This is a genomic window from Gemmatimonadota bacterium, from assembly GCA_009692115.1.
Lineage (GTDB): Bacteria > Gemmatimonadota > Gemmatimonadetes > Gemmatimonadales > GWC2-71-9 > SHZU01.
Genome location: SHZU01000007.1, coordinates 70,009 through 91,147 on the forward strand (window position 1 = coordinate 70,009; position 21,139 = coordinate 91,147).

General features: G+C 65.8%; 19 protein-coding genes. 12 read left to right on the forward strand and 7 right to left on the reverse strand.

What is annotated here, in order from left to right:
- Positions 1–7 precede the first annotated feature (7 nt).
- A complete protein-coding gene (paaF, locus tag EXR94_09655; protein MSR02982.1) occupies positions 8–1,324 on the forward strand; it encodes a phenylacetate--CoA ligase in 1,317 nt (438 codons plus the stop codon).
- 72 nt (positions 1,325–1,396) lie between these two features.
- On the opposite strand, the gene EXR94_09660 is transcribed toward paaF, so the two are convergent.
- Positions 1,397–1,741 (reverse strand): hypothetical protein, encoded by a 345-nt coding sequence (locus tag EXR94_09660; GenBank protein MSR02983.1) that lies wholly within the window; start codon positions 1,739–1,741, stop codon positions 1,397–1,399.
- Positions 1,742–2,137: 396 nt separating this feature from the next.
- Between EXR94_09660 and EXR94_09665 the strand changes: the two genes are divergently transcribed.
- The 4 genes from EXR94_09665 to EXR94_09680 are packed head-to-tail and all read left to right on the forward strand — an operon-like array spanning position 2,138 to position 7,822.
- Positions 2,138–3,796 (forward strand): AMP-binding protein, encoded by a 1,659-nt coding sequence (locus EXR94_09665; GenBank protein ID MSR02984.1) that lies wholly within the window; start codon positions 2,138–2,140, stop codon positions 3,794–3,796.
- Between the two features lie 47 nt (positions 3,797–3,843).
- The gene (locus tag EXR94_09670; GenBank protein ID MSR02985.1) at positions 3,844–5,265 is read left to right on the forward strand and encodes an amidohydrolase; all 1,422 of its coding nucleotides are present in this window, start codon (positions 3,844–3,846) and stop codon (positions 5,263–5,265) included.
- Positions 5,262–7,250, forward strand: coding sequence for a hypothetical protein (locus EXR94_09675; GenBank protein MSR02986.1), 1,989 nt, complete (start codon positions 5,262–5,264; stop codon positions 7,248–7,250). The genes EXR94_09670 and EXR94_09675 overlap by 4 nt, the downstream gene beginning before the upstream one ends.
- A gap of 41 nt (positions 7,251–7,291) precedes the next feature.
- Positions 7,292–7,822, forward strand: coding sequence for a hypothetical protein (locus tag EXR94_09680; protein MSR02987.1), 531 nt, complete (start codon positions 7,292–7,294; stop codon positions 7,820–7,822).
- Positions 7,823–7,881: 59 nt separating this feature from the next.
- Here EXR94_09680 and EXR94_09685 read toward each other — a convergent pair whose 3' ends face one another.
- The 4 genes from EXR94_09685 to EXR94_09700 form a co-directional block, all read right to left on the reverse strand.
- A complete protein-coding gene (locus EXR94_09685; GenBank protein MSR02988.1) occupies positions 7,882–8,310 on the reverse strand; it encodes a hypothetical protein in 429 nt (142 codons plus the stop codon).
- Positions 8,311–8,380: 70 nt separating this feature from the next.
- A complete protein-coding gene (locus tag EXR94_09690; protein ID MSR02989.1) occupies positions 8,381–9,316 on the reverse strand; it encodes a type I pantothenate kinase in 936 nt (311 codons plus the stop codon).
- A gap of 551 nt (positions 9,317–9,867) precedes the next feature.
- On the reverse strand, positions 9,868–11,349 hold the full coding sequence (locus EXR94_09695; protein ID MSR02990.1) for a DUF4173 domain-containing protein: 1,482 nt from the start codon (positions 11,347–11,349) through the stop codon (positions 9,868–9,870).
- A gap of 63 nt (positions 11,350–11,412) precedes the next feature.
- Positions 11,413–11,907: a hypothetical protein gene (locus tag EXR94_09700; GenBank protein MSR02991.1), complete on the reverse strand. Its 495-nt coding sequence runs from the start codon at positions 11,905–11,907 to the stop codon at positions 11,413–11,415.
- 170 nt (positions 11,908–12,077) lie between these two features.
- On the opposite strand from EXR94_09700, the gene EXR94_09705 reads away from it, so the two are divergent.
- From EXR94_09705 to EXR94_09735, 7 genes are all read left to right on the forward strand, one after another.
- Positions 12,078–12,716 carry a hypothetical protein gene (locus EXR94_09705; protein MSR02992.1) on the forward strand — a complete coding sequence of 213 codons (639 nt, stop codon included), beginning with the start codon at positions 12,078–12,080 and terminating at the stop codon, positions 12,714–12,716.
- Positions 12,717–12,763: 47 nt separating this feature from the next.
- Positions 12,764–13,975, forward strand: coding sequence for an acyl-CoA dehydrogenase (locus EXR94_09710; GenBank protein MSR02993.1), 1,212 nt, complete (start codon positions 12,764–12,766; stop codon positions 13,973–13,975).
- Entirely contained in the window at positions 13,972–14,745 is a 774-nt protein-coding gene (locus EXR94_09715; protein MSR02994.1) for an SDR family NAD(P)-dependent oxidoreductase, read from the forward strand. Before EXR94_09710 ends, EXR94_09715 begins: the two co-directional genes overlap by 4 nt.
- A gap of 5 nt (positions 14,746–14,750) precedes the next feature.
- Positions 14,751–15,791, forward strand: coding sequence for a phosphotransferase family protein (locus EXR94_09720; protein MSR02995.1), 1,041 nt, complete (start codon positions 14,751–14,753; stop codon positions 15,789–15,791).
- On the forward strand, positions 15,788–17,041 hold the full coding sequence (locus EXR94_09725) for an alpha-hydroxy-acid oxidizing protein (protein MSR02996.1): 1,254 nt from the start codon (positions 15,788–15,790) through the stop codon (positions 17,039–17,041). Before EXR94_09720 ends, EXR94_09725 begins: the two co-directional genes overlap by 4 nt.
- On the forward strand, positions 17,038–18,150 hold the full coding sequence (locus EXR94_09730; GenBank protein ID MSR02997.1) for a winged helix-turn-helix domain-containing protein: 1,113 nt from the start codon (positions 17,038–17,040) through the stop codon (positions 18,148–18,150). Before EXR94_09725 ends, EXR94_09730 begins: the two co-directional genes overlap by 4 nt.
- A gap of 64 nt (positions 18,151–18,214) precedes the next feature.
- Complete coding sequence (locus EXR94_09735) at positions 18,215–19,177, forward strand: aldo/keto reductase (GenBank protein MSR02998.1); 963 nt, start codon at positions 18,215–18,217, stop codon at positions 19,175–19,177.
- Positions 19,178–19,180: 3 nt separating this feature from the next.
- Here EXR94_09735 and EXR94_09740 read toward each other — a convergent pair whose 3' ends face one another.
- Both EXR94_09740 and EXR94_09745 read right to left on the reverse strand, forming a co-directional pair.
- Positions 19,181–20,176 (reverse strand): flippase-like domain-containing protein, encoded by a 996-nt coding sequence (locus EXR94_09740; protein ID MSR02999.1) that lies wholly within the window; start codon positions 20,174–20,176, stop codon positions 19,181–19,183.
- The gene (locus tag EXR94_09745) at positions 20,173–21,105 is read right to left on the reverse strand and encodes a phosphatase PAP2 family protein (protein ID MSR03000.1); all 933 of its coding nucleotides are present in this window, start codon (positions 21,103–21,105) and stop codon (positions 20,173–20,175) included. Before EXR94_09745 ends, EXR94_09740 begins: the two co-directional genes overlap by 4 nt.
- Between the last annotated feature and the right edge of the window lie 34 nt (positions 21,106–21,139).

Here is a 21,139-nt window from a genome sequence, read left to right on the forward strand (position 1 = left end):
CGAGACGATTCGGTACGGCAAGACGCTCCGCAGTGGCCCGAGTAAGAAGGAACTCGACCGGATTGAAGTGGCCACCCGCGACGAAATTTCGGCCCTTCAACTGGAGCGGCTCCGGTGGTCGCTGGCCCACGCCTATGAGAACGTGCCCCGCTACCGGGAGAAGTTCGAGCGCCAAGGGGTCCACCCAAGCGATCTCAAGACCCTCGAGGATCTGGCCCGGTTTCCCTTCACGGCCAAAGAAGATCTTCGGGAGACCTTCCCGTTCGGAATGTTCGCCGTTCCCCGGGAACAGGTCGTCCGGGTCCACGCCTCCTCCGGCACGACCGGCAAGCCCACGGTGGTTGGCTATACGGCCAAGGATATCGAGACCTGGTCCAAGCTGGTGGCCCGGTCGATCCGCGCCGCGGGGGGCCGGAAGGGCGACATCGTCCAAGTGACCTACGGCTACGGGCTCTTTACCGGGGGGCTCGGGGCCCACTACGGCGCCGAGCGGTTGGGCTGTACCGTGATCCCGATGTCCGGGGGCCAGACCGATAAGCAGATTCAGATGATCCAGGATCTCCGCCCCGACGTCATCATGTGCACCCCGTCGTACCTGCTGGTCATCGGCGACGAATGCCAGCGGCTCGGGATCGATGCCCGGATGCTCTCGCTCAAGGTGGGAATCCACGGCGCTGAACCCTGGACCGAGGAAATGCGGCGGGAAATCGAAGACCGGTTTGCGATCGATGCGGTCGATATCTACGGCCTATCGGAAGTGATGGGCCCCGGCGTTGCCAACGAGTGCGTCGAAACGAAGGATGGCCTGACCCTCTGGGAGGACCACTTTTACCCCGAGATCGTCGACCCCCAGACCGGGACGCCGTTGCCGGATGGTACCGCCGGTGAGCTGGTTCTGACCTCGCTCACCAAGGAAGCGCTACCCGTCATTCGGTACCGAACCCGCGACCTCACCGCCCTGCTGCCCGGCACCGCCCGCACGATGCGCCGCCTGGCCCGGATCACCGGCCGGAGCGACGACATGCTGATTATCCGGGGAATCAACGTGTTTCCGTCCCAGGTCGAGGAGTACATCCTCAAGATCGGCCTCTACTGTCCCCACTATTTGCTGGAGGTCCGCCGCGAGGGCCGCCTCGACACCCTCGACGTCGTGGTCGAACTGAAGGACGATACCATCTCCTCCCACGCCGCCCAGCAAGGCGCCCAAATCCTGGCTCACGACATCAAGACCTTCATCGGCATCGCCACCACCGTCCGGGTCGAACCCCCCGGCACCATCGCCCGCTCCCAAGGTAAAGCCCGCCGCGTCCTCGATCTCCGCTAACGCCGAGTGCCGAGACAAAAAAAGGGGCCGGAGACGTCCGGCCCCCCCTGGTGATCCCCGCAGAAATCGCGGTTAGCTCAGGTGCTTGCTCACCAATTTGGTCATCTCGAACATGTTGACCGTCGCCTTGCCACCGAACACGGGCTTGAGCGCGGCATCGGCATTGATGTTCCGCCGGTTCTTCCTGTCCTGCAGATCGTTCTTCTTGATGTAGGCCCAGAGCTTCTTGGTGACTTCGGTCCGGGGCAACGGCTTCGAACCAAGCACCACGGCGAGCTTCTCGCTCAGGTTCATCGGCTTCATGAATGCAGCAGACGGCTTCCGTTTGGCGGCCGGCTTCTTCGCTGCCTTCCTCGGTGCTGCTTTCTTGGTCACCTTCTTGGTCGCCTTCTTGGCGGGTTTCTTCTTGGCTGCCATGCGTTCTCCTGGGAAAAGGACACGAGCAAATTACTACGGGATTCAACTTCCGAGAGAAAATCTAAGAAGCCTCTCTAGGAACACAATAGGGAAAATGGCTTTTTCCCTCTAAATTCCCCTCGGAAACCCCTCGGAGCCCTCTATTTCCGTTTGGCGGCCGGCTTCTTCGCCGCCTTCCTCGGTGCTGCCTTCTTGGTCGCCTTCTTGGTCACCTTCTTGGTCGCCTTCTTGGCGGGTTTCTTCTTGGCTGCCATGCGTTCTCCTGGGAAAAGGACACGAGCAAATTACTACGGGATTCAACTTCCGAGAGAAAATCTAAGAAGCCTCTCCAGGAACACAATAGGGAAAATGGCTTTTTCCCTCTAAATTCCCCTTGGAAACCCCTCGGAGCCCTCTATGTCGGCACTTTCCTACGTCTCAGGCCCCTCGACGGCCCCCCTAATCGGCCGGACCATCGGGGCGGAATTGGACCGGGTTGCCCGGGAAACCCCCGCGGCGCTGGCCGTCGTGAGCTGCCACCAAGGGGTCCGGCTCTCCTATGGCGAGCTCCACGAAACGGTCGAACGGGCCGCTCGGGCCTTCCTTTCCCTCGGGGTGGAGAAGGGCGACCGGGTCGGGATTTGGGCCGGGAACTGTGTCGAGTGGCTGATCGTCCAGTACGCCACCGCTAAGATCGGGGCGGTGCTGGTCAACGTAAACCCGGCCTACCGCCGCCACGAACTCGAGTATGCCCTGGGTCAATCGGCCGTCACCGTCTTGGTGGCCGCCCGGAACTTCCGGCAGACCGACTATCTCGAACTGCTCCGGGCCGTGACCCCCGAGCTCCCCTCGCTCCGGGCCACCGTCCTCCTCGGCGAGGGTTCCGCGGGCATGCTGGGGTGGGAGGAGTTTCTCGAAGGCGGCGGGCCTGCCCTCGCGGCCAAGCTCCGGGACCGAGAGTCGGAACTCGATTTCGACGACCCGATCAACATCCAGTACACCTCGGGCACCACCGGTTTCCCGAAGGGCGCCACCCTTTCCCATCACAACATTCTCAACAACGGGTTCTTCGTCGGCGAAGGCTGCGGCTACACGGCCGCCGACCGGATCTGTGTCCCCGTGCCCCTCTACCACTGCTTCGGCATGGTCATGGGCAATCTCGGCGCGCTGACCCATGGGGCGGCGGTGGTTTATCCCGACGTCGCGTTCGACGCCAAGGCCACCCTCGAGGCCATCCAGGCCGAGCGGTGCACCTCGCTCTACGGCGTACCAACGATGTTCATCGCCGAGCTGCAGCATCCGGATTTTGCCGGCTATGACCTCTCGAGCCTCCGGACCGGGATCATGGCCGGCTCACCCTGTCCGGTCGAGGTGATGAAGGAAACCATCGCCCGGATGTACCTCCGGGACGTCACCATTTGCTATGGCATGACCGAGACCTCCCCGGTCTCGTTCCAAAGTGGCAAGGCCGACGACCTCGAACACCGGACCGCCACCGTCGGCGCCGTTCATCCCCACGTCGAGTGCAAGATCATCGACCCCGACACCGGGCGAGCGGTCCCCCGCGGCATTCCCGGAGAACTCCTGAGCCGGGGCTACCTCGTGATGCTCGGCTACTGGGGCGACGAGCTCGCCACCTCGGCCGCGATCGACCGGGCTGGCTGGATGCACACCGGTGATCTGGCCGTGATGCGGGACGACGGCTACGTCAACATCATCGGGCGGATCAAGGACATGGTCATCCGGGGCGGGGAGAACATCTTTCCCCGAGAAATCGAAGAATTCCTCTATCGGCACCCGAAAATTCAAGACGTTCAGATCGTCGGGGTGCCCGATCAGAGGTACGGCGAAGAACTCTGCGCCTGGGTCAAACTGAAGGACGGCCACACCGCCACCGAGGAGGAGATCAGAGCGTTTTGCAAAGGCCAGATCGCCACCTTCAAGATTCCCCGGTATATCCGATTTTCCGAGGGGTTTCCGATGACCGTCACCGGCAAGATCCGAAAGATCGAAATGCGCGAAGTGTCGGTTCGGGAGTTGGGACTCGAACTGGCGGCCTCGGTCAAGACGGCCTGAGGCCCGCCGAATCGCGGAACCCTGATTTTGTTGGTATTCTCCACCTCATGAGAATGCCCTCGTTCCAGGAGGCGATGCTCGTCGTCGCCCTGACCACTCCAGTCGCGGCCCAACCCCGACCCACGCTGTCGCCCCTGACCCGGCAGTTCGTGGTCGAAGACGCGCCCGTCATAGCCCTTCGGCACGTCCGGGTAATCGACGGCACCGGCGCACCGGTTCGCGACAACCAAACTGTGGTCTTCACCGACGGCCGGATCACCGCGGTCGGTGACGACGCATTGGTCACCGTGCCCCCTGGCGCCAAGGTCCATGATCTCACGGGGACCACGCTGATCCCCGGGCTCTACGACCTCCACGCCCACCAATACTTCTTTTCGAGCGCCGGCCTGACCCAGATGGCAGTCTCGGCTCCCCGGCTCTATCTCGGCGGCGGCATCACCACCGTCCGCACCGCCGGCGCCCAGATGCCGTACGACGAGATCAACACCAAGCGCGACATCGACCGGGGCCTGGCCCCCGGACCCCGGATGCACTTGAGCGGCCCGTACCTCGACGGTCCCGATCCCGGGCCCGGCCGCGAGCGCCGGCTCGAAAGCCCCGAAGAAGCCCGCCGGGTGGTGGCCTACCTCGCCAGCGAAGGCGTCACTTGGCTCAAGTTCCAGGGCGGGGTCGGCCGCGCCGTGTTAGGCGCCGCCATCGAGGAAGCCCATAAGCACGGGATGGGAGTCACCGGCCATCTCTGCTCGGTCAGCTTCCGCGAAGCCGCCGCCCTCGGCATCGACAACCTCGAACACGGGTTCATCACCAACAGCGACTGGGTCCCGGACCGCGAGCCCGACCGGTGCTCGCCCAAGAACATGCGGATCCAAGCCGACGTCGACGTCGACTCGCCCGCGGTCGATTCAACGATCCGCGAGCTGCTCGCCCGAAACGTGGCGCTGACCTCGACGCTATCGGTCTATGAGTTGTTCGTGCCCGGCCGCGCCAAGGTTCCCCCGGAAGCGCTTGAGATGATCGCCCCGGCCGCCCGGGCCGTCGTTCTCTCCGAACTCAAAGCCACCAACGAGGGCAACGGTTTCGTCTCGCCCCGGCTGTTCCAGAAGATGATGCAGTTCGAACGGAAGTGGGTCCAAGCCGGCGGCCTCCTCGCCGCCGGGGTCGATCCCTGGGGCAACGGAAGCCTGCCCGGCTCCGGCGATCACCGGAACTACGAACTCCTGATCGAAGCCGGATTCACCCCGGTCGAAGCCATCAAGATCATCTCGGCCAACGGTGCCCAAGTCCTCCGCGAACTCAACCAGCGCGGCACCCTCACCATCGGCAAACAAGCCGATTTGGTGGTGCTCGACGGCAACCTCGCCGCCACCCCCGCCGTTATCCGCAACGTCCGGTTAGTCTTCAAAGACGGCATCGGCTATGACGCCCAGAAGCTCCGCCTCTCAGTCAAAGGCATGGTCGGCATCCAATGATCGCCCTCGCGCTGTTCCTGCAAACTCAACTCCCCGCCGAGTGCCGAGCGCCGAGCGCCGAGCGCCGAGCCTCCGAGTGCCGAGTCGCCGAGATCAGAGCGCTGGGCCGGTCTGAACGGGCGGCCGCCGTGCCCCGAGTCGCCTTTGACCTGAAAGACCCGAACCCCGCCATTCGAGCCGAAGCGATCTGGGCGTTGGCCCAGCTTGCCAAAGACTCGACCGCCGCCGATACCGTGGCCGGGTTGCTCTTGGCCCTCGGGCCCCGGCCGCTCGAACTCGCGGCGGCGGCGCGGGCACTTGGCCGGGTCCGCCAGACCAATCCGGCTCGGGCGGCCAAGACCGCGGCGTTGTTCGACGGCTGGCTGGCGGAGGCCGCCGGCCCCGCCACGGTGGTCGAGATCGTTCGCGGGGCCGAGTCATTTGTCCGGATCAACGGCCGGGTGGCGTTCTTGAGCAGCGGGGCGCTCGATCGCTTGGAGCAACTGACCCTCTACCCCGGCGGGAGCGATCCGGCGGCGGCAGCCCGAGTGCGGCGCGCCGCGGTCGCCACGCTCGCGCGGGCCGGCCGCCGGCCTCAGCCTTTGCTCGCCAAGGCACTGACCGATGCCGATCCCGAGGTCCGCCGGCTCGCGATCGGGTGGGCATCGGCAGCTCCCGACCTCGCCGAGCGGCGGGATGCCGTGACGCGGGGGATGACCGACCCCGAGCCCAGGGTCCGGCTCGAGGCGCTCCGCGCCTTCAGTCGTCATTTCCAATCGGGCGATTGCGGTCCGGTGCTCCGCGCCACCAAGGATCGTTCCGGCGCTGTTGCCCTTGAGGCGCTCGATCTCCTCGCCAACCCCTGTCCGGATTCACTCGCCGCGGCCGACGCGTTGGGGCGGATCGTCGACTCGCTGGCGGCCTCTCCCCGCGGACGGATCGAAAGCCTGGCGAGCTGGCACCGGGGGGCCCATGCCGTGCTGGCCTTGGTCAAAGCGGCGCCGGCCCGGGCCGCCACCCTGCTGGGCCGCCTGGCCGCCGATCCAACCTGGCAGGTTCGTGCCTATGCCGCCCGCGCGGCGGCCATTGTTGGTGATGGCGACCGGCTCTTGGCTCTCGCCGCCGATCCAGAGGACAACGTGCGCCACGCCGCGATAACCGGGCTCCTCAAGGTCCGCGGTCACGCCAATGATTCGGTGCTCCGCGCCCAGCTGGCCCGGACCGACTACCAACTCGTGATGACCGCCGCCCAGCTGCTCGAAGGCGCCCCCGATCGCGCCCGGGCGGCTGGATCGCTGGTGGCGGCCCTCCGCCGACTCACGGCCGAACGCCGGGAGAACGCCCGCGATCCCCGAGTCGCGATCCTGGACCGGTTAGGTGAGCTCGGTGACCCGGGCTTGGCGGCGAACCTCGAGCCCTATCTCCGGGATTTCGATCCCGAGGTGGCCAACCGGGCCGCTCGGTTGGTGACCAAGTGGACCGGGGTGACCAAGGTGGCCAATCTGGTCCCGCTACCCAAACAGGCCCCGGATTCGGTCCCCGCCAATGGAACCAAGCTCGTGGTGGTCATGAGCCCAGGGTCGGGCGGCGGCAGTTTCGAGATCACCCTGCGACCGGATCTGGCTCCCGTCACCACCGCCCGGGTCGTCGCCTTGGCCCGCCAGGGGTATTACGACTTGCTGACCTGGCACCGAGTGGAACCGAACTTCGTGATTCAAGGCGGCAGCCCCAATGCCAACGAGTACTATGGCGATGCCCGGTTCCTGGCCGACGAAGTCGGACCGCTCTCCCACGAACGGGGTACCCTCGGGATTTCGACTCGGGGCCGGAACACCGGCGACGCCCAGCTCTTCGTGAATCTGGTCGACAACCTCCGGCTCGATTTCGATTACACCGTCTGGGGTCAGATCACCCGCGGCATGGACGTCGTCGATGAGATCCTCGAGGGCGACGTCATCGAACGGATCGAGGTTGTTGACGTCCAGGCCGACCGACGGCTACGTTGAAGATGGCATCAGGCGGAAAACTCGGCTCCAGGGGAGGCTTCATGATCGAGAAGATCGGGCTGGCGTTGGTCATCGCGGGATCCGGACTGACGGTCGGCAGCACGGCCGCCGCCGCCCAAAAGAAGGACCGGTATCTCATCACTGTCGAGGAAATCAAGGAGCGGGAGGATATCTCGACCGTGCATGACGCGGTTCGGCTCCTGCGGCCCCAGTGGCTCAAGACCGCCCGCTCCAAGGGAGGCCTCGGGTCGGCTTCGTTCGGATCGGCGGCCTCCCGGCCGTCCAGCCGCAACACCGGGAGCGAGGACAACCCGACGGGATCCATCGACGCCGCGTCCCAAACCGCCAATGCCGATCGGGACCGGATGATGGCTGACGAAGCCAACAAAAAGTCGGGCCCGGTGGCCTACGTCGATGACGTCAAGCAGGAAAGCGTCGAGAACCTCAAAAACATTCGAGTCGCCGAGGTCGCGGAAATCCGTTATATGAACGGGACCGACGCGTCGGGGCGGTACGGGGCGGGGCACGAGTCCGGTGCGATCTTGCTCAAGACCAACCGGCTGCGACAATAGGGCGGGGTGAAACCAGCGAAGGGCCGGGGCGAGCGTCTGCTCGCCCCGGCCCTTTTTTGCTATTTCTTGGCCAGCGTGTAGCTCCCCCCGCCAACGAAGCTCCCGCCCTGCATCGCTTCCAGGGTACCGGTAACCTGGGCCCCGTCGGGGCTAAGGGTGGCCTTAAACGTCACGTCGTACTCGCCGAAGACCTGCTTCCAGGTGACGGTGTCGCCATCGATTACCAGGTCCCGGGGCTCGCCGGGGGCCGGGGCCTCGCCTCCGCCTAACGAGGCGGTGACCTTGAAGCCCGTACCGTCCTTGGCGAGGGTGACGGTCATGGTGCCCGAGGGCCCGTCGGTGGTGTAAGGCCCTTCCCAGGTGCCTAGAAGTTTCGGATTGGCGGCCGCGGTGGCGGCAGGCGCGGCGGCTTGGGCGGCGGCCGATGATGCCAGGGTAGCGGAGATGGCGCCAGTGAGGAGGATGGCGACGAGGTCGAGGGAGCGCATCAAATTCCTTTCAGTCAGGACGGGCGGTTGTGAACTGGTGTGTACGGGGCCTTGGGCTCCGAGGTTTCGTTTAGAGACGCCGGAGTCTCACTCTGGTCACACTGTGGTCGGCGCCCTTTTCCAAAATCAGATGGGCCCGCTCCTTGGTGGGCTCGATGTTCTCCTGCAAGTTCCGGCCATTGATCTCGGTCCAGACCCGGCCGGCAAACGCCAGCGCCTCCGCGTCGCTCATCTCGGCGTACCGGCGGAAGAAGGATTTGGGGTCGCGAAACGCGGTGTCCCGAAGCCGCTGGAACCGGCTCAGGAACCATTGCCGGATGTGTGTCTCGTCGGCGTCGACATAGATCGAGAAATCGAAGAAGTCCGACACGAAGGGCCGGTCACCGTCGCCCAAGCGGCCGTCGGCGCCTTGGAGCACGTTGAGGCCCTCGATGATCAAAATGTCGGGCTGGCGGACCACTTCCTCGGCCCCGGGCACGATGTCGTACACCAGATGCGAGTACACCGGAGCTGCAACCGTGGGGGCACCACCCTTCACGTCGGCCACGAACTGGACCAGGCGCCGAACGTCGTAGCTCTCCGGAAAGCCTTTGCGCTGCATCAACCCCCGCTCCTCCAACTGGGCGTTGGAGTACAGGAAGCCGTCGGTGGTGATGAGCTCGACCGTCGGGTGGTCAGGCCATCGGGCTAGGAGCGCCTGCATGACCCGGGCGGTGGTGCTCTTCCCGACCGCCACGCTGCCGGCAATCCCGATGATATAGGGCTTCCGGCCGGCCGTCTTGCCGAGAAAAATATCGGCCACCCGGGCCAAGTCGCGGGTGGCGGCCACATGGAGGTTGAGAAGCCGCGAAAGGGGAAGGTAGACTTCCTCGACATCCCGCATCGAGAGCTGGTCGTTCACGCCCCGAAGCTCAGCCAGGTCCGCCTCGGTCAAGGTGAGGGGGGTGTTGAACCGGAGCGGGGCCCACTCGTCTCGTTCGAAGTTGGTGTAGGTGGCGAATGGCATCGGACTGAGAACTAAGAGTTCAGCCGGGCCGGGTCAAGCGAACGGCCTCGGCCGCCGGGAAACGTGGCAACCACTGGTCGTCCCTGCTTCGCCCGAATTCCAGTCAGTTGTTCGTTCGGTTGGTCTATCGTAAGTTGTTGTAATATGACACTTTGTGTTCGATGGCGCCACGCCCGGCACCTCGGCCGCGAATGTGCCGAACCAGGGCTACCCGTTGGCGAACTGGATCTTCGACGCCGAGCTGCCCGAGATGTTCGGGATCGCCAAGCCGAAGCAACTGACCCCCGAGGCGGTCCCCCGCGCCCCGATGGATCCCGCCCGCTACGTCGGGACCTTCGAGGCCTTCGGCTCGAAGTCGATCTCCACCGCCGTCGGCGGCAAGCTGACGGTGCAGTCGATCTCGGGGGCCGGCAGCAGCAATGCCGTGGCCACCGAGCTGCTTCCGTTGGGCGACGATCGTTTCTCCCGGTCGAGCCGGCAATGGGTGGCAATCGCGGATGGGATGTGGCGTTCTGGGGTCGCGACGGGACCGGGCGCGCCACCAACTTCCTCTAGGGCGACACGCCGTTCGCGCCTAGCGCCTGGCGGGCCCGGCCAGTGGCCCAATTCCACTCGAACCAGCGGTGCGGACGGCCTTCCGTCCGTTTGGCAAACTCCTCGCCCACGTCCCGGCGGATCTCGGACTGCATCGGCTCAGGAAGCGAAGGGAGCCGCGCCACAATCGCTGGGATCGCGTCGGACGACAGGCCCCGCGTGAGATAGGCAACGTCGAGTTTGCCCGTGTCCGTGTATCGGTCGATGTTCCGGTTGGCGATCCAAGCCTCGTGGTTCCAGTAGATGAGCGCGATGAAGAGGATCATGGCCACCGCCGTGGCGCGGCGGAAAAGCCGGCCGGCATCGAAGTCCCCGGCGACCTCGAGTGCCAGTATCACCAGGCCCCCGGCGACCGCGCTCATGTAGGCCTGGGCATACAGCCTTGCCGTCGTGAATCCGTACGCCGCCTCGTACAGCCACACTCGTCGGAAGGCCGAGCCGAGCAGCAACATCACCGCCGCGATGACCGCGAAGGTCACAAGGCGGAGGAGGCGCTCACGCCCCTCATCATTGCCATAACGCTCCGAGGCAACGATCAGCAGCGCACTCGCGGAGGCGACGACGGACAACTCGCCGAAGCCTCGTCGGGCATACTCCGCAAAGGTCACCCCGGAGGCCGGTGTTTCCGGGAGAGTGCCGAAGAGGTAGCCCAACTGCACCGCCAGGAACAGCCAGAGCAGTCCGGCGACGCCGGCGAGCAGCATCAATCGCTCGGTCGATCCCAGCCACTTCTCGGGGGCCTTGTCCTCCATCGCGGGGGAGCGTCCCGACTCGATCGACGCGTATCCATAGGCACCGAGCACGATCACGAGGAGGACTCCGAAAAACACCACGCGCGGCCCGAATTCCCGGCTCACCAGGTCTCCGACCGCGTCCCGCCATGCGGCGAAGACCGGATCCGCCGCCGCGAGCAGCAACGCAAAGCCGACCAAGACCGGCAGGGTGATGGCGAGGCCCCGGACCCGCGCCCGCGCCCGGGTCGACCGGATGACGTGGGTTGCGTCGACGCCCTGGCGCATTGCCTGCACCGCCGCGATCCCGATGGCCACCAGCGGCGCGGTCGCCGCGAACCGGGCGGTGATCGATCGGGGAGAAGGGTTGGCGGTCAGCAACATCTGGATCGCCAAGAGGAAGACGATGGCCAGGCCGATCAGCCTCCAGAGGTCCGGACTGGCGGTCACCGCCGTCGCTCCGGCAATCACGACCGAAGCGCCGCCCAGAATCAGGATGGACCGCGGCGGCTGGCCGTGCGGGCGGGAGCACGCCAAGAGGCCGGCCACGGCGGCGCCGGTCCACAGGGTCCAGTTGATTCCGGGGCGGGCATCGTACAACACCCAGTTTCCGAAGCCGGCCACCGCTGCGGCCAGGGCCCAACGCATGATGGGCCCGCCGGCCGCGGCACTCGGTCCCGGGCTTGGATTCACCGATTCCTCGCTCATGGAGCGAACATCTGACAAGTTCTACTAGTTGTCAAGTTCTTTGTATTGCAAAGTAGTCAACTGTCAGGCCGGCGGAACCGAGAGATGCTCCGCCACGATCATCCAGTTCCCGCCGAGTCGGCGAAAGACCGCCGTCCAAGCACCCAGGATCGTGTGGGGATTCCCGGTCGGTGCGATATGGGGGATCGACCAAGTCGCCGTGAGGACCCCGGCGTCCGGGCCGAGTCGGTCGACGTAGACCTCACCCCAGACCCATTCGGCGTCCCGCATGTTCTGCCCGGCATTGGCCCAGAAGGCCGCGATGCCGGCCCGGATCGAATCGGTCGACGCCACGATCTGGCCGCCGCTGGCCGAAACGACCCGGCCCGAATCCGGGTACAGGGCGTTCATCCGCCCGGCGACACCCGGCTTGGTAAAGTCGTAGGCGGTCTCGATCCGGGCCTTGAGAGTGTCGGCAAGGGCCGCATCCGGCCCCCCGACGCTCGGACCCTGGCAGCCGACTAGCAGGGGCGCGGCCAGCAAAAACCCGAGCCCGGGGCGGCCCCACTCTTTGGTCATGTGTCCCTCCGAAGAGACGATCGGTGTACCATGGTGGTGACAGGAGAGCCGGTTGGACGCCAACCGGCGGTATGCGCTATCTCAACTTACCGCCTGGCGCGGCAAATGCGATCGAGCCAAAAGCTGCCTGATACGATACATTGCTCGGTGATCTCCAACTGAGGGCATCCATGAAAGCCGTCATCGTTTCGAGCCTGGTCGCCGCGGGCTGGCTAGCCGCATGTTCCACGCCCGCCCGGTCTCCCGAAGACGCTACCGGCGCGAAGTCCGCTCGCGACCTTCAGCTGATCGAAGCCCCCGCCAACCCAGCCGCCGGGATCTCGGACCTTGAGGCCGGCCGCCCGCCCCGGGCACCTAGGAACCGGCCGGTCGAGCGCGTCCTGGCGGACCAGCCCCTTCCAGCGCCGCAAACCGAACCCGCCCCGGTCGAACCGGCCGTCGTGCCGGCCGTTGCCGAACTGACGATCCAGCCGGTCGGTGGGCCGTCCGCCGTCACATCGGAGTCATCGGCCGCTCCCGCCGACGAGATCGTGGAAATCCGGGACCGAGGGCTGCCGATGTCGTTCCAGGCCCCCGGCGGCGACTACCCAGCCATCGATGGGTCAGAGGGATTCACCGCTCGGCGCGGTCCGACGATTCTGATTCGGGGCGGCCGCGGCGGAGTGGACGATGACTGCGACCTCGATCGCCCGGGTGCCCACGGCAACCACGGGGTGGCAATCAACCGAACCTCCCCGTCAACACCGGGCGGGCTCCGAAGCTCCGGTCCGTCACGCGTCGGGGGCCGGCGCGGCGCCGGGATCCGATAGCCCAGAGAAGCATCGCGCGGGCCCGGCGGGCGAGATAAGTTTGGCGGATGACCGCCTTCGAACTCTCGCCCCGGGCCGCTGACCTTCGCGGCCGGCTGATCGCCTTCATGGATCAGCATGTCTATCCCAACGAAGCCATCTTTCACGCCGAGGTCGCCGCCCGGCGGTGGCACCCCACGGCGGTGGTCGAGGATCTCAAGACCAAAGCCCGCGCCGCCGGCCTTTGGAACCTGTTTCTCCCTCATTCCAAACACGGCGCCGGCCTCACCAACCTCGAATACGCCTCGCTCTGTGAGGTCATGGGTCGCTCGCCGATCGGGTCGGAGCCGTTCAACTGCTCCGCCCCCGACACCGGCAACATGGAAGTCCTCGAACGCTACGGAACCGAAGAGCACCAGCGCCGCTGGCTCGACCCGCTGCTGAATGGCGAGGTCCGCAGCGCCTTCGCCATGACCGAGCCCGAGGTGGCCAGTTCCGACGCCACCAACATCCGGGCGTCCATCGCCAAGGACGGCGACAGTTACCTCATCAACGGACGGAAGTGGTGGACCTCCGGTGCCGGCGATCCCCGCTGCAAGATTTTGGTCGTCATGGGCCGGTCCAACCCCGACGCCGCCACCCATTTCCAGCAGTCGATGATCTTGGTGCCGACCGACGCCCCCGGCGTCACGATCGAACGAATGCTGACGGTGTTCGGCTACGACGACGCCCCCCACGGACACGGCGAGGTGTCGTTTACCAATGTCCGGGTCCCGGTCTCGAATCTCCTGCTGGGCGAAGGCCGCGGGTTCGAAATTGCCCAAGGGCGGCTCGGTCCCGGGCGGATTCACCACTGCATGCGGCTGATCGGGGTGGCGGAGCGGGCCCTCGAATTGATGTGCCGCCGGGTCCATCAGCGGACCGCCTTCGGCAAACGGATTGCCGATCAGGGCACCATCCGCCGCGACATCGCCGATTCCCGGATCGAGATCGATCAGGCCCGCCTCTTGACGCTCCAGGCGGCCCACATGATGGACACCGTCGGCAACAAGGCGGCCCGCGCCGAAATCGCGATGATCAAGGTGGTGGCGCCTAACGTTGCTTTGCAGGTGCTCGACCGGGCCATCCAGGCGCACGGCGGCATGGGGGTCAGCCAGGACACCTTCCTGGCCTATGCCTGGGCCCAGTCCCGGACCCTTCGGTTGGCCGATGGCCCCGATGAGGTGCACCGCGAGTCGGTGGCCAAGCTCGAACTCCGGAAGTGGACCCCGAAGTCATGAAACTCGACGGCCGGGTGGCGGTGGTCACCGGGGGCGCCAGCGGCATCGGCCGGGCCCTCTGTCATCGGTTTGCCGCCGAGGGGGCCCGGGTGGTCGTGACCGATGTAGACCTGCCGGGTGCCGAAGCGGTGGCGGCGGCCATCAATGGCGTGGCATTCCGGACCGATGTGAGCCAGGAACGGGATCTGATTGCGCTGGTGGCTCAGGTCGAGCAACGGGTCGGCCCGATCGACGTGTTCGTCTCCAATGCGGGCATCGCCATCGGCGGCGGCCCCGAGACGCCCGACGCCGAATGGCGCCGGATCATGGACATCAATGTGATGGCGCACGTCTGGGTCGCCCGGGTGCTGGTGCCCGACATGATCCGCCGCGGCCAAGGCTACCTCGTCAACGTGGCCTCGGCGGCCGGTCTGTTGACCCAGCTCGGCTCCGCTCCGTACGCGGTGACCAAGCACGCCGCCGTGGCTTTTGCCGAATGGCTGGCGGTAACCTACGGCGCCCTGGGGGTACGGGTGTCCTGTGTCTGCCCGTTAGGCGTCAAGACCCCGATGCTCACCTTCAGTGACGAGCGGATCACGGCGCTCTTGTCGCCCGAGGCCATCGAGCCCGAGGCGGTGGCCGAGGCGGTGGTCAGGGGCATGGAGGTGGAGACATTTCTGATCCTGCCGCATCCCCAGGTCCGCGAATACATCGCCCGGAAGGCGGCCGACCGGGACCGCTGGATCAAGGGCATGCAGCGCCTGCACCAACGACTCGAGGAGCAGGCGTGAGTCTCTTGCCCAATGCCGCCGATTCGATCCGGCCGGGCGAAGAGCTGGACCAGAGTGCGCTCGCGGCCTATTTGAAAACCCAGCAACCAGGACTCCGGAGCGACCCGGTCATTCGCCAATTCCGCCACGGCCATTCCAACCTGACCTACCTCGTCAGTGTCGACAGGTTCGACTATGTGCTCCGGCGCCCGCCGTTCGGCAACCAGGTCAAATCGGCCCACGACATGGGCCGCGAATTCAAAATCCTGAGCGCCTTGGCGCCGGTGTTCGGGCCGGCGCCCCGGCCGCTGTTCTACTGCGAGGATCTCGGGGTGCTCGGGGTGCCCTTCTATCTGATGGAACGGCGTCATGGCGTCGTGCTCCGTCAGGTGTTTCCGTCCGAACTCATGACCGATCAGGCTCTGGTGGGCCGGCTCTGCCAAGCCATGGCGGATACCCTCGCGGCCCTCCACCGCCTCGACTATCGGGCCATTGGCTTGGCCGACTTCGGCAAACCTGACGGGTACGTGGCCCGCCAGGTCAAAGGGTGGACTGAGCGATATGCCAAAGCGGAGACCGAGGCGGTGCCCGACCTCGACGCCGTCGGGCGGTGGCTGGCGGAGAACATGCCGGCGGATCGCGCCGCCGCGGTCATTCACAACGACTTCAAGTTCGACAACGTGATGCTGGCCGCCGGCGACCTGGGCCGGGTGGAAGCGGTGCTCGATTGGGAAATGGCCACGATCGGCGATCCGTTGATGGATCTGGGCACCGCGCTCGCCTACTTGCTCGAGCCGGGCGATCCGGCGCCGTTTCGGGCCGCCGCCATGGGGCCTCTCGCGCCCGGGATGTGGACGCGGCAGCGGTTCGCGGACCGGTACGCCGAGCAGGCCGGAGCCACGGTGGGAAATCTCCGCTTCTACTACGTCTTCGGCGTGTTCAAACTGGCGGTCATCCTCCAGCAGATCTATGCCCGCTACGTCCGCGGATTCACCAGCGACGAGCGGTTTGCGTCGTTCAACCAGCGGGTGGCGGTCCTGGCCCGGCAAGCGGCGCAGGCGCTATGACCGGGGACGGGACCGCCAACCGCCGCCAATTCTTGCGATTCCTCGCCGCGAGTCCGCTTTTGCCTTCGGGGCTTTCGACGGACAGTCTAAGCCGGATCTTTTTCGGCCGCGATCCGGAGCGCGCCCTCGACTCGGTGTTTCAGGAGCCCGCGCTGATCACGGCGCCCGAGCAGGCGCTCAACGTGATGGACTTCGAGCCGGTGGCCCGGAATGCCATCCCACCGGCGCACTGGGCGTACCTCGCCACGGGGGTCGATTCCGATGGCACCGTCCGCGCCAATCGCGAAGGCTTCAGCCGGTTTGCCTTGCGCCCCCGCCGGCTCCGGGACGTCAGTGTGATCGACACCACCACCCGGGTGCTCGGCGCGTCGTGGGAAACCCCGATCTTCCTTTCTCCAACGAGCAGCGGCAAGGCGTTTCATCCCGACGGCGAAATGGCCGTGGCGCGCGCGGCTTTGGCCAAGGGCTACCATCTGGTGCTCTCCACGGTGGCCACCAGTTCCATCGAAGAGGTCACCGAAGCCCGCGGGGCGCCGGTCTGGTTTCAGCTCTACCCAACCAATGACTGGGACGTGGCCCGGGCCATGGTCCAACGCGCCGAGCGGGCGGGGTCGCCGGCCCTGGTGGTGACGGTGGATCTCAAAGAGGGCAGCAACCGGGAGACGGAGGTCCGGGGCGCCCGGGCCGATACCCGGCAGTGCACCGCCTGCCACGATAGCGACCGCTACGCCAACCGGATGCGCCGGAAGCCGATGTTCTCTGGGCTCGACTTGAGCCGGGTCACGGCGCTCCACCCCCCGGTGCTGACGTGGGAATCCATCAAACGAATCCGGGACATGAGCCGGATGAAAGTGATCCTCAAGGGGATCCTGACCAAGGAAGACGCGGCCCTGGCCGTCCGCCACGGGATCGACGCCATCGTCGTGTCGAATCACGGTGGCCGAGCTGAAGACGCCAACCGATCGACCGTCGAAGCGTTGCCGGAAGTCCTCGAAGGGGCTGCCGGCCGAATGCCGGTCATGATCGACGGCGGGTTTCGCCGCGGCACCGACGTGTTCAAGGCCCTGGCCCTCGGTGCCCGCGGTGTCGGGATCGGCCGGCCGTATCTCTGGGGCTTGGGCGCCTTTGGTCAGCCGGGCGTCGAAATGGTGCTCGAGCTCCTTCGCCGGGAACTCAAGACCATCATGCGCCAAAGCGGGACCCGATCGATTGCGGAGATCGATCGGGGTTTCGTAATTCGCCGGTCGTGATATCTCTCGATCGCCTGCGGCGTTACGCCGTGGCTCGTTCGCTGTTTCCGCCCACCACGCTCGGCCGCGCCATTACCAAACTCGGTTTCGTGCAAGCCGATCCGATCCGGGCGCCGGCCCGGGCCCAGGACCTGACGCTCCGCCACCGAGTTACTGGCTACACGGTCGGCGATCTCGAGCGACGCTACGCCAAACTCGACATCGAAGAGGATTTCTTCGTCAACTACGGGTTCCTGCCTCGCGCCTTGCAGGCGTTGATGCACCCGCGGGTGGCTCCGGCGGCCTGGCGGGTCAGCACCAAGAAACGCAGTCGGGAGCTGGTGGGCTTTGTCCGGGAACACGGACCGGTTCATCCCCGCGAAGTCGATGAGCACTTCGGGCACGGCCGGGTCACCAACTATTGGGGCGGCTCCTCGACCGCGACGTCGCACCTCCTCAACAACTTGCACTACCAAGGGTTGCTCCGGGTGGTGCGGCGGGAGAGCGGGATCCGGATCTATGCCGCCCATACCCATCCGGTCCGGCCGACCGACGCCGAGTCTCGCCGGCAGGCGATGGACGAGTTGGTGGATGTCGTCGTCAACCAGTACGCTCCGCTGCCGGCGGCCAGTCTGAGTGGGCTGGTGAGCCGGCTTCGGTTTGGCGCCCCGCAACTCGGACCCGAACGGAAGGGCGCGCTCGACCGGGCCAAGGCCAGACTGGCCCGGGCCAGGATCGATGGTATCGATTGGTATTGGCCCGCGGATGAATCAGTACCGTGGAAACCCGATGCGCGGTTCGACGAGGCCCGGTTGTTGGCCCCGTTCGATCCCGTCGTGTGGGACCGTCGGCGGTTCGAACTGTTCTGGGGCTGGGCCTACCGGTTCGAGGCCTATACGCCGGCACCCAAGCGAAAACTCGGGTACTACGCGTTGCCGCTCTTGTGGCGGGACGCTGTCATCGGGTGGGGAAACCTTTCGGTGCGCGAAGGCTGCCTCGATGTCGACATCGGCTTGGTGGCCGGGCGAATCGTCGAGCCGGATCTCCGAACCGCGATTCGAGCGGAACTCGAACGAATGACCCGATTCCTGGGGGCGCCTGGAGTCGGGCGGCTGCCCGCGTGGCTCTGATGGGGCAGTCGCCCGAGCCTCGAGGCTTGCGGTACCTTTTTCATGACCCTTGCTGGAGAGTCTGATGCAAAGTCGCCGTGAGTGGGTTGGTCTGACTGCTGGAGTTGCCGCCGCCCTCGCCGTGGACCTCCGGGTGTTGCTGGCCCAAGGGAAAAAGCTGATCACCCGCCCGATTCCGTCCTCCGGCGAGGCCATTCCCGTGGTCGGTCTCGGAAGCTCGGCCACGTTTTCCCAAGTGGCCCGGAGCGAGGACGTTTCGGCGATTCGGGAGGTGATGAAGACGATGGTCGATCTCGGCGGCACGGTGTTCGACACCGCCCCGAGTTACGGCGCCTCCGAGGAGGTCGCCGGGGGCATCGTCCAGGAACTCGGTGTCGCCAACAAAGTGTTCTGGGCCACCAAGGTCAACGTGGCAAGCCGCGGCGGATCGGCCGACCGGGCGGCGGCCCTGGCGCAAATCGAAACCTCGTTTGCCAGGATCAAGAAACCCAAAATCGACCTCATCCAAGTTCACAACCTCGGCGACATGCCCACCCAACTCGGGGTCTTGAAGGAATTGAAGCAGCAGGGACGGGTCCGATATTTGGGCGTGACCACGACGAGCGACGGCCAGTACGCCGAACTCGAGTCGATCATGAGGAACGAACCGCTCGACTTCATCGAGATCGACTATTCAATCGCCAATCGAAACGTCGAGGACGTGATCTTGCCGTTGGCGCTGCAACGGAAGATTGGAGTCCTCGTCGCGCTGCCGTTCGGGCGGGCGTCGCTGTTTTCCCGGGTGGCCGGGAAGCCGTTGCCGGAGTGGGCCAAGGACATCGACGTCGACAGTTGGGCTCAATATTTCCTCAAGTTCGTCATCGGTCACCCGGCCATCACCGCGGCGATCCCGAGTACCAGCAAGCCGACCAACATGCGCGACAACATGGGTGCCGCGATGGGGCGATTGCCCGACGAGTCGGTTCGGAAACGGATGGCTGAGTATTTTGAATCGGTGGCGGGCCCGGCGCCGGCGCGGCGGGGCTAGCGGTCAGTTCGAAGCTGGTGGCTCGGGGTTCGGGTGGTTCGATCGTCCGGCAAGGGCCAGTCCGAGCCCGCACCAGACAAACTCTCGGATCCGGGTAACCACCGCCGCGACCAGTCCGACCGACGCTGGCACCCCGGCCAAGGCAAAGAACACATAGAGCGACCCCTCACGGGATCCGAGTTCCCAGGGCATCATGAAGAGGAGGTTCACCGCGAGGGCCGACAGGCCGGAGATCATCATGGCCGCCGGGATGCTGACGGCGATGCCCAATCCGTAGGCTACCAGCAGCAGCTCAACGGCCGCCACCCACCGTGACAGATAGTCCACCAGTACGGCGAGCGCCAACCGCCCGGGCCGCTCCCGATGCAGGGTCGTGACCTGGTCGTCGACTGCCGCGAACGCCGCTTCCCGGGCCACTAGCCAGTGTGAGAAACGTCCGAGGCGAAGCCGTGCCAGCCCGGTCGCGAGGCTGCCGACGAAGCCGTGGCGATGTCCGGTGAGGACCAGCGCGAGCGCGATCGAAATCCCGGTGGCGGATCCGGCCAGGGCCAGGCGAATACTGCTGCTGATCTGGCCGACCAACAGGGCAAAACCCACCGCCGTCAGCCACATCAAGAGGGAGCTGATGGCGTGAAGCAGAGCGTATTGGAGCACGGAGCCGGCGGCCCGGCGGGTGCCGAGCCAGGCGGAAAGGGCGGCGGCCCGGTACGGCTCACCGCCGGCATTGACCACCGGCGAAATGAAGTTGATGGCGAAACCGACCACGGTAATCCGAAACACGGTCAGGAAGTCGGGGCCGTTCGGTTCGTGGGCAAGGGTAATCCACCATGCGACGGCGTTGAGACCGTACACGACCGCGTGCAAGAGGAGAATCGGGATCAACAGCCATCCGACGGCACGGGACCCCGACCACAGGGCCTCGAGTCCAACCTGCCACACCAGCAGAACCAGCACCGCCATCCCCGCCAGGATCGCAAGGAGGCGGACGGTCCGGCTCATATCGCGGGGCGAGCCAAGGGGCAGAGGCGGGAAGAGGCCATGGTGGCGAGCACGGCAATCGTCAGTCCGGCCACCACATCCACGGCATAGTGGACTTGGAAGTAGACCACGCCGATGAGAATCGCGATCGCAAACGGGAGCAGAGTCCAGCCGAGGGGGCGCCAGTTTCGAAAAGCCAGGAGCACGGCCGCCATCGAACCGGCGACGTGGCTCGACGGAAAGGCCGACCCCCACGAGTCGCCCAGGTCAATGAGGTCGCGGACCATCTGGGCGGGGAGATTGGCCTGGCCGCTGACCGTCGGCCAGCCCCACAAGTAGTTCGGTCCGGCAACCGGGAAGAGAAGAAATACGAGATAGCAGGTGAAGAAAGCCAGCGAAATGCCGAAGATGGTCTGCCGAGCCCGTTCGAAATGGCCTCGCCACCAGAGCACCGCTGGCGCCGAGATGACCATCGGAAAGAACGCGAGGTACGCCAGAGACAGCGGCCACGTGGCGATGGCACTCCCGTTCCGGGACCGACTCCAGTCATGGGCGAGCTGACGACCAAAGGTGACCAGTTCCCAGCGCTGAACGACCGCGTCGTAGGACATTGCGGCGGCTTCCCGGGGTCCGTTGATGATATCCAGTGAGCCATAGACCGCCAACAGCACCACCAGCGGATACCACTCCGCCAGCAAACAAGGCGTCGAACAGGTGCGGCGGTGCCGGGCCTCGACCGCCAACATCACCAGCACGAGCAGCAGGACGTGGGCAAGCACGAGCGACCCGAACATCATGCCCGAAAGCCGCAGGCTGTGGGCGCCGGCGGCTTGAACCGTGACGATCAGAAACGAACTCACCACGTAAACCATGGTGAGGACGTCGAGCGGCGCGAGGTGTTTGAGCCAGCCCCGAGGGCGGCGGATTTCCGCCATCGATGTCCGGGTCACTGGTGGAGGGAAGGCACGACCCTAAAGATGCCTC

What these genes read in the sequence shown, in the direction of transcription:
- EXR94_09660 (MSR02983.1), bottom strand. Translation starts at nt 1,741, where the DNA reads ATGGCAGCCAAGAAGAAACCCGCCAAGAAGGCGACCAAGAAGGTGACC.
- EXR94_09665 (MSR02984.1), top strand. Translation starts at nt 2,138, where the DNA reads ATGTCGGCACTTTCCTACGTCTCAGGCCCCTCGACGGCCCCCCTAATC.
- EXR94_09670 (MSR02985.1), top strand. Translation starts at nt 3,844, where the DNA reads ATGAGAATGCCCTCGTTCCAGGAGGCGATGCTCGTCGTCGCCCTGACC.
- EXR94_09675 (MSR02986.1), top strand. Translation starts at nt 5,262, where the DNA reads ATGATCGCCCTCGCGCTGTTCCTGCAAACTCAACTCCCCGCCGAGTGC.
- EXR94_09680 (MSR02987.1), top strand. Translation starts at nt 7,292, where the DNA reads ATGATCGAGAAGATCGGGCTGGCGTTGGTCATCGCGGGATCCGGACTG.
- EXR94_09685 (MSR02988.1), bottom strand. Translation starts at nt 8,310, where the DNA reads ATGCGCTCCCTCGACCTCGTCGCCATCCTCCTCACTGGCGCCATCTCC.
- EXR94_09690 (MSR02989.1), bottom strand. Translation starts at nt 9,316, where the DNA reads ATGCCATTCGCCACCTACACCAACTTCGAACGAGACGAGTGGGCCCCG.
- EXR94_09695 (MSR02990.1), bottom strand. Translation starts at nt 11,349, where the DNA reads ATGAGCGAGGAATCGGTGAATCCAAGCCCGGGACCGAGTGCCGCGGCC.
- EXR94_09700 (MSR02991.1), bottom strand. Translation starts at nt 11,907, where the DNA reads ATGACCAAAGAGTGGGGCCGCCCCGGGCTCGGGTTTTTGCTGGCCGCG.
- EXR94_09705 (MSR02992.1), top strand. Translation starts at nt 12,078, where the DNA reads ATGAAAGCCGTCATCGTTTCGAGCCTGGTCGCCGCGGGCTGGCTAGCC.
- EXR94_09710 (MSR02993.1), top strand. Translation starts at nt 12,764, where the DNA reads ATGACCGCCTTCGAACTCTCGCCCCGGGCCGCTGACCTTCGCGGCCGG.
- EXR94_09715 (MSR02994.1), top strand. Translation starts at nt 13,972, where the DNA reads ATGAAACTCGACGGCCGGGTGGCGGTGGTCACCGGGGGCGCCAGCGGC.
- EXR94_09725 (MSR02996.1), top strand. Translation starts at nt 15,788, where the DNA reads ATGACCGGGGACGGGACCGCCAACCGCCGCCAATTCTTGCGATTCCTC.
- EXR94_09735 (MSR02998.1), top strand. Translation starts at nt 18,215, where the DNA reads ATGCAAAGTCGCCGTGAGTGGGTTGGTCTGACTGCTGGAGTTGCCGCC.
- EXR94_09740 (MSR02999.1), bottom strand. Translation starts at nt 20,176, where the DNA reads ATGAGCCGGACCGTCCGCCTCCTTGCGATCCTGGCGGGGATGGCGGTG.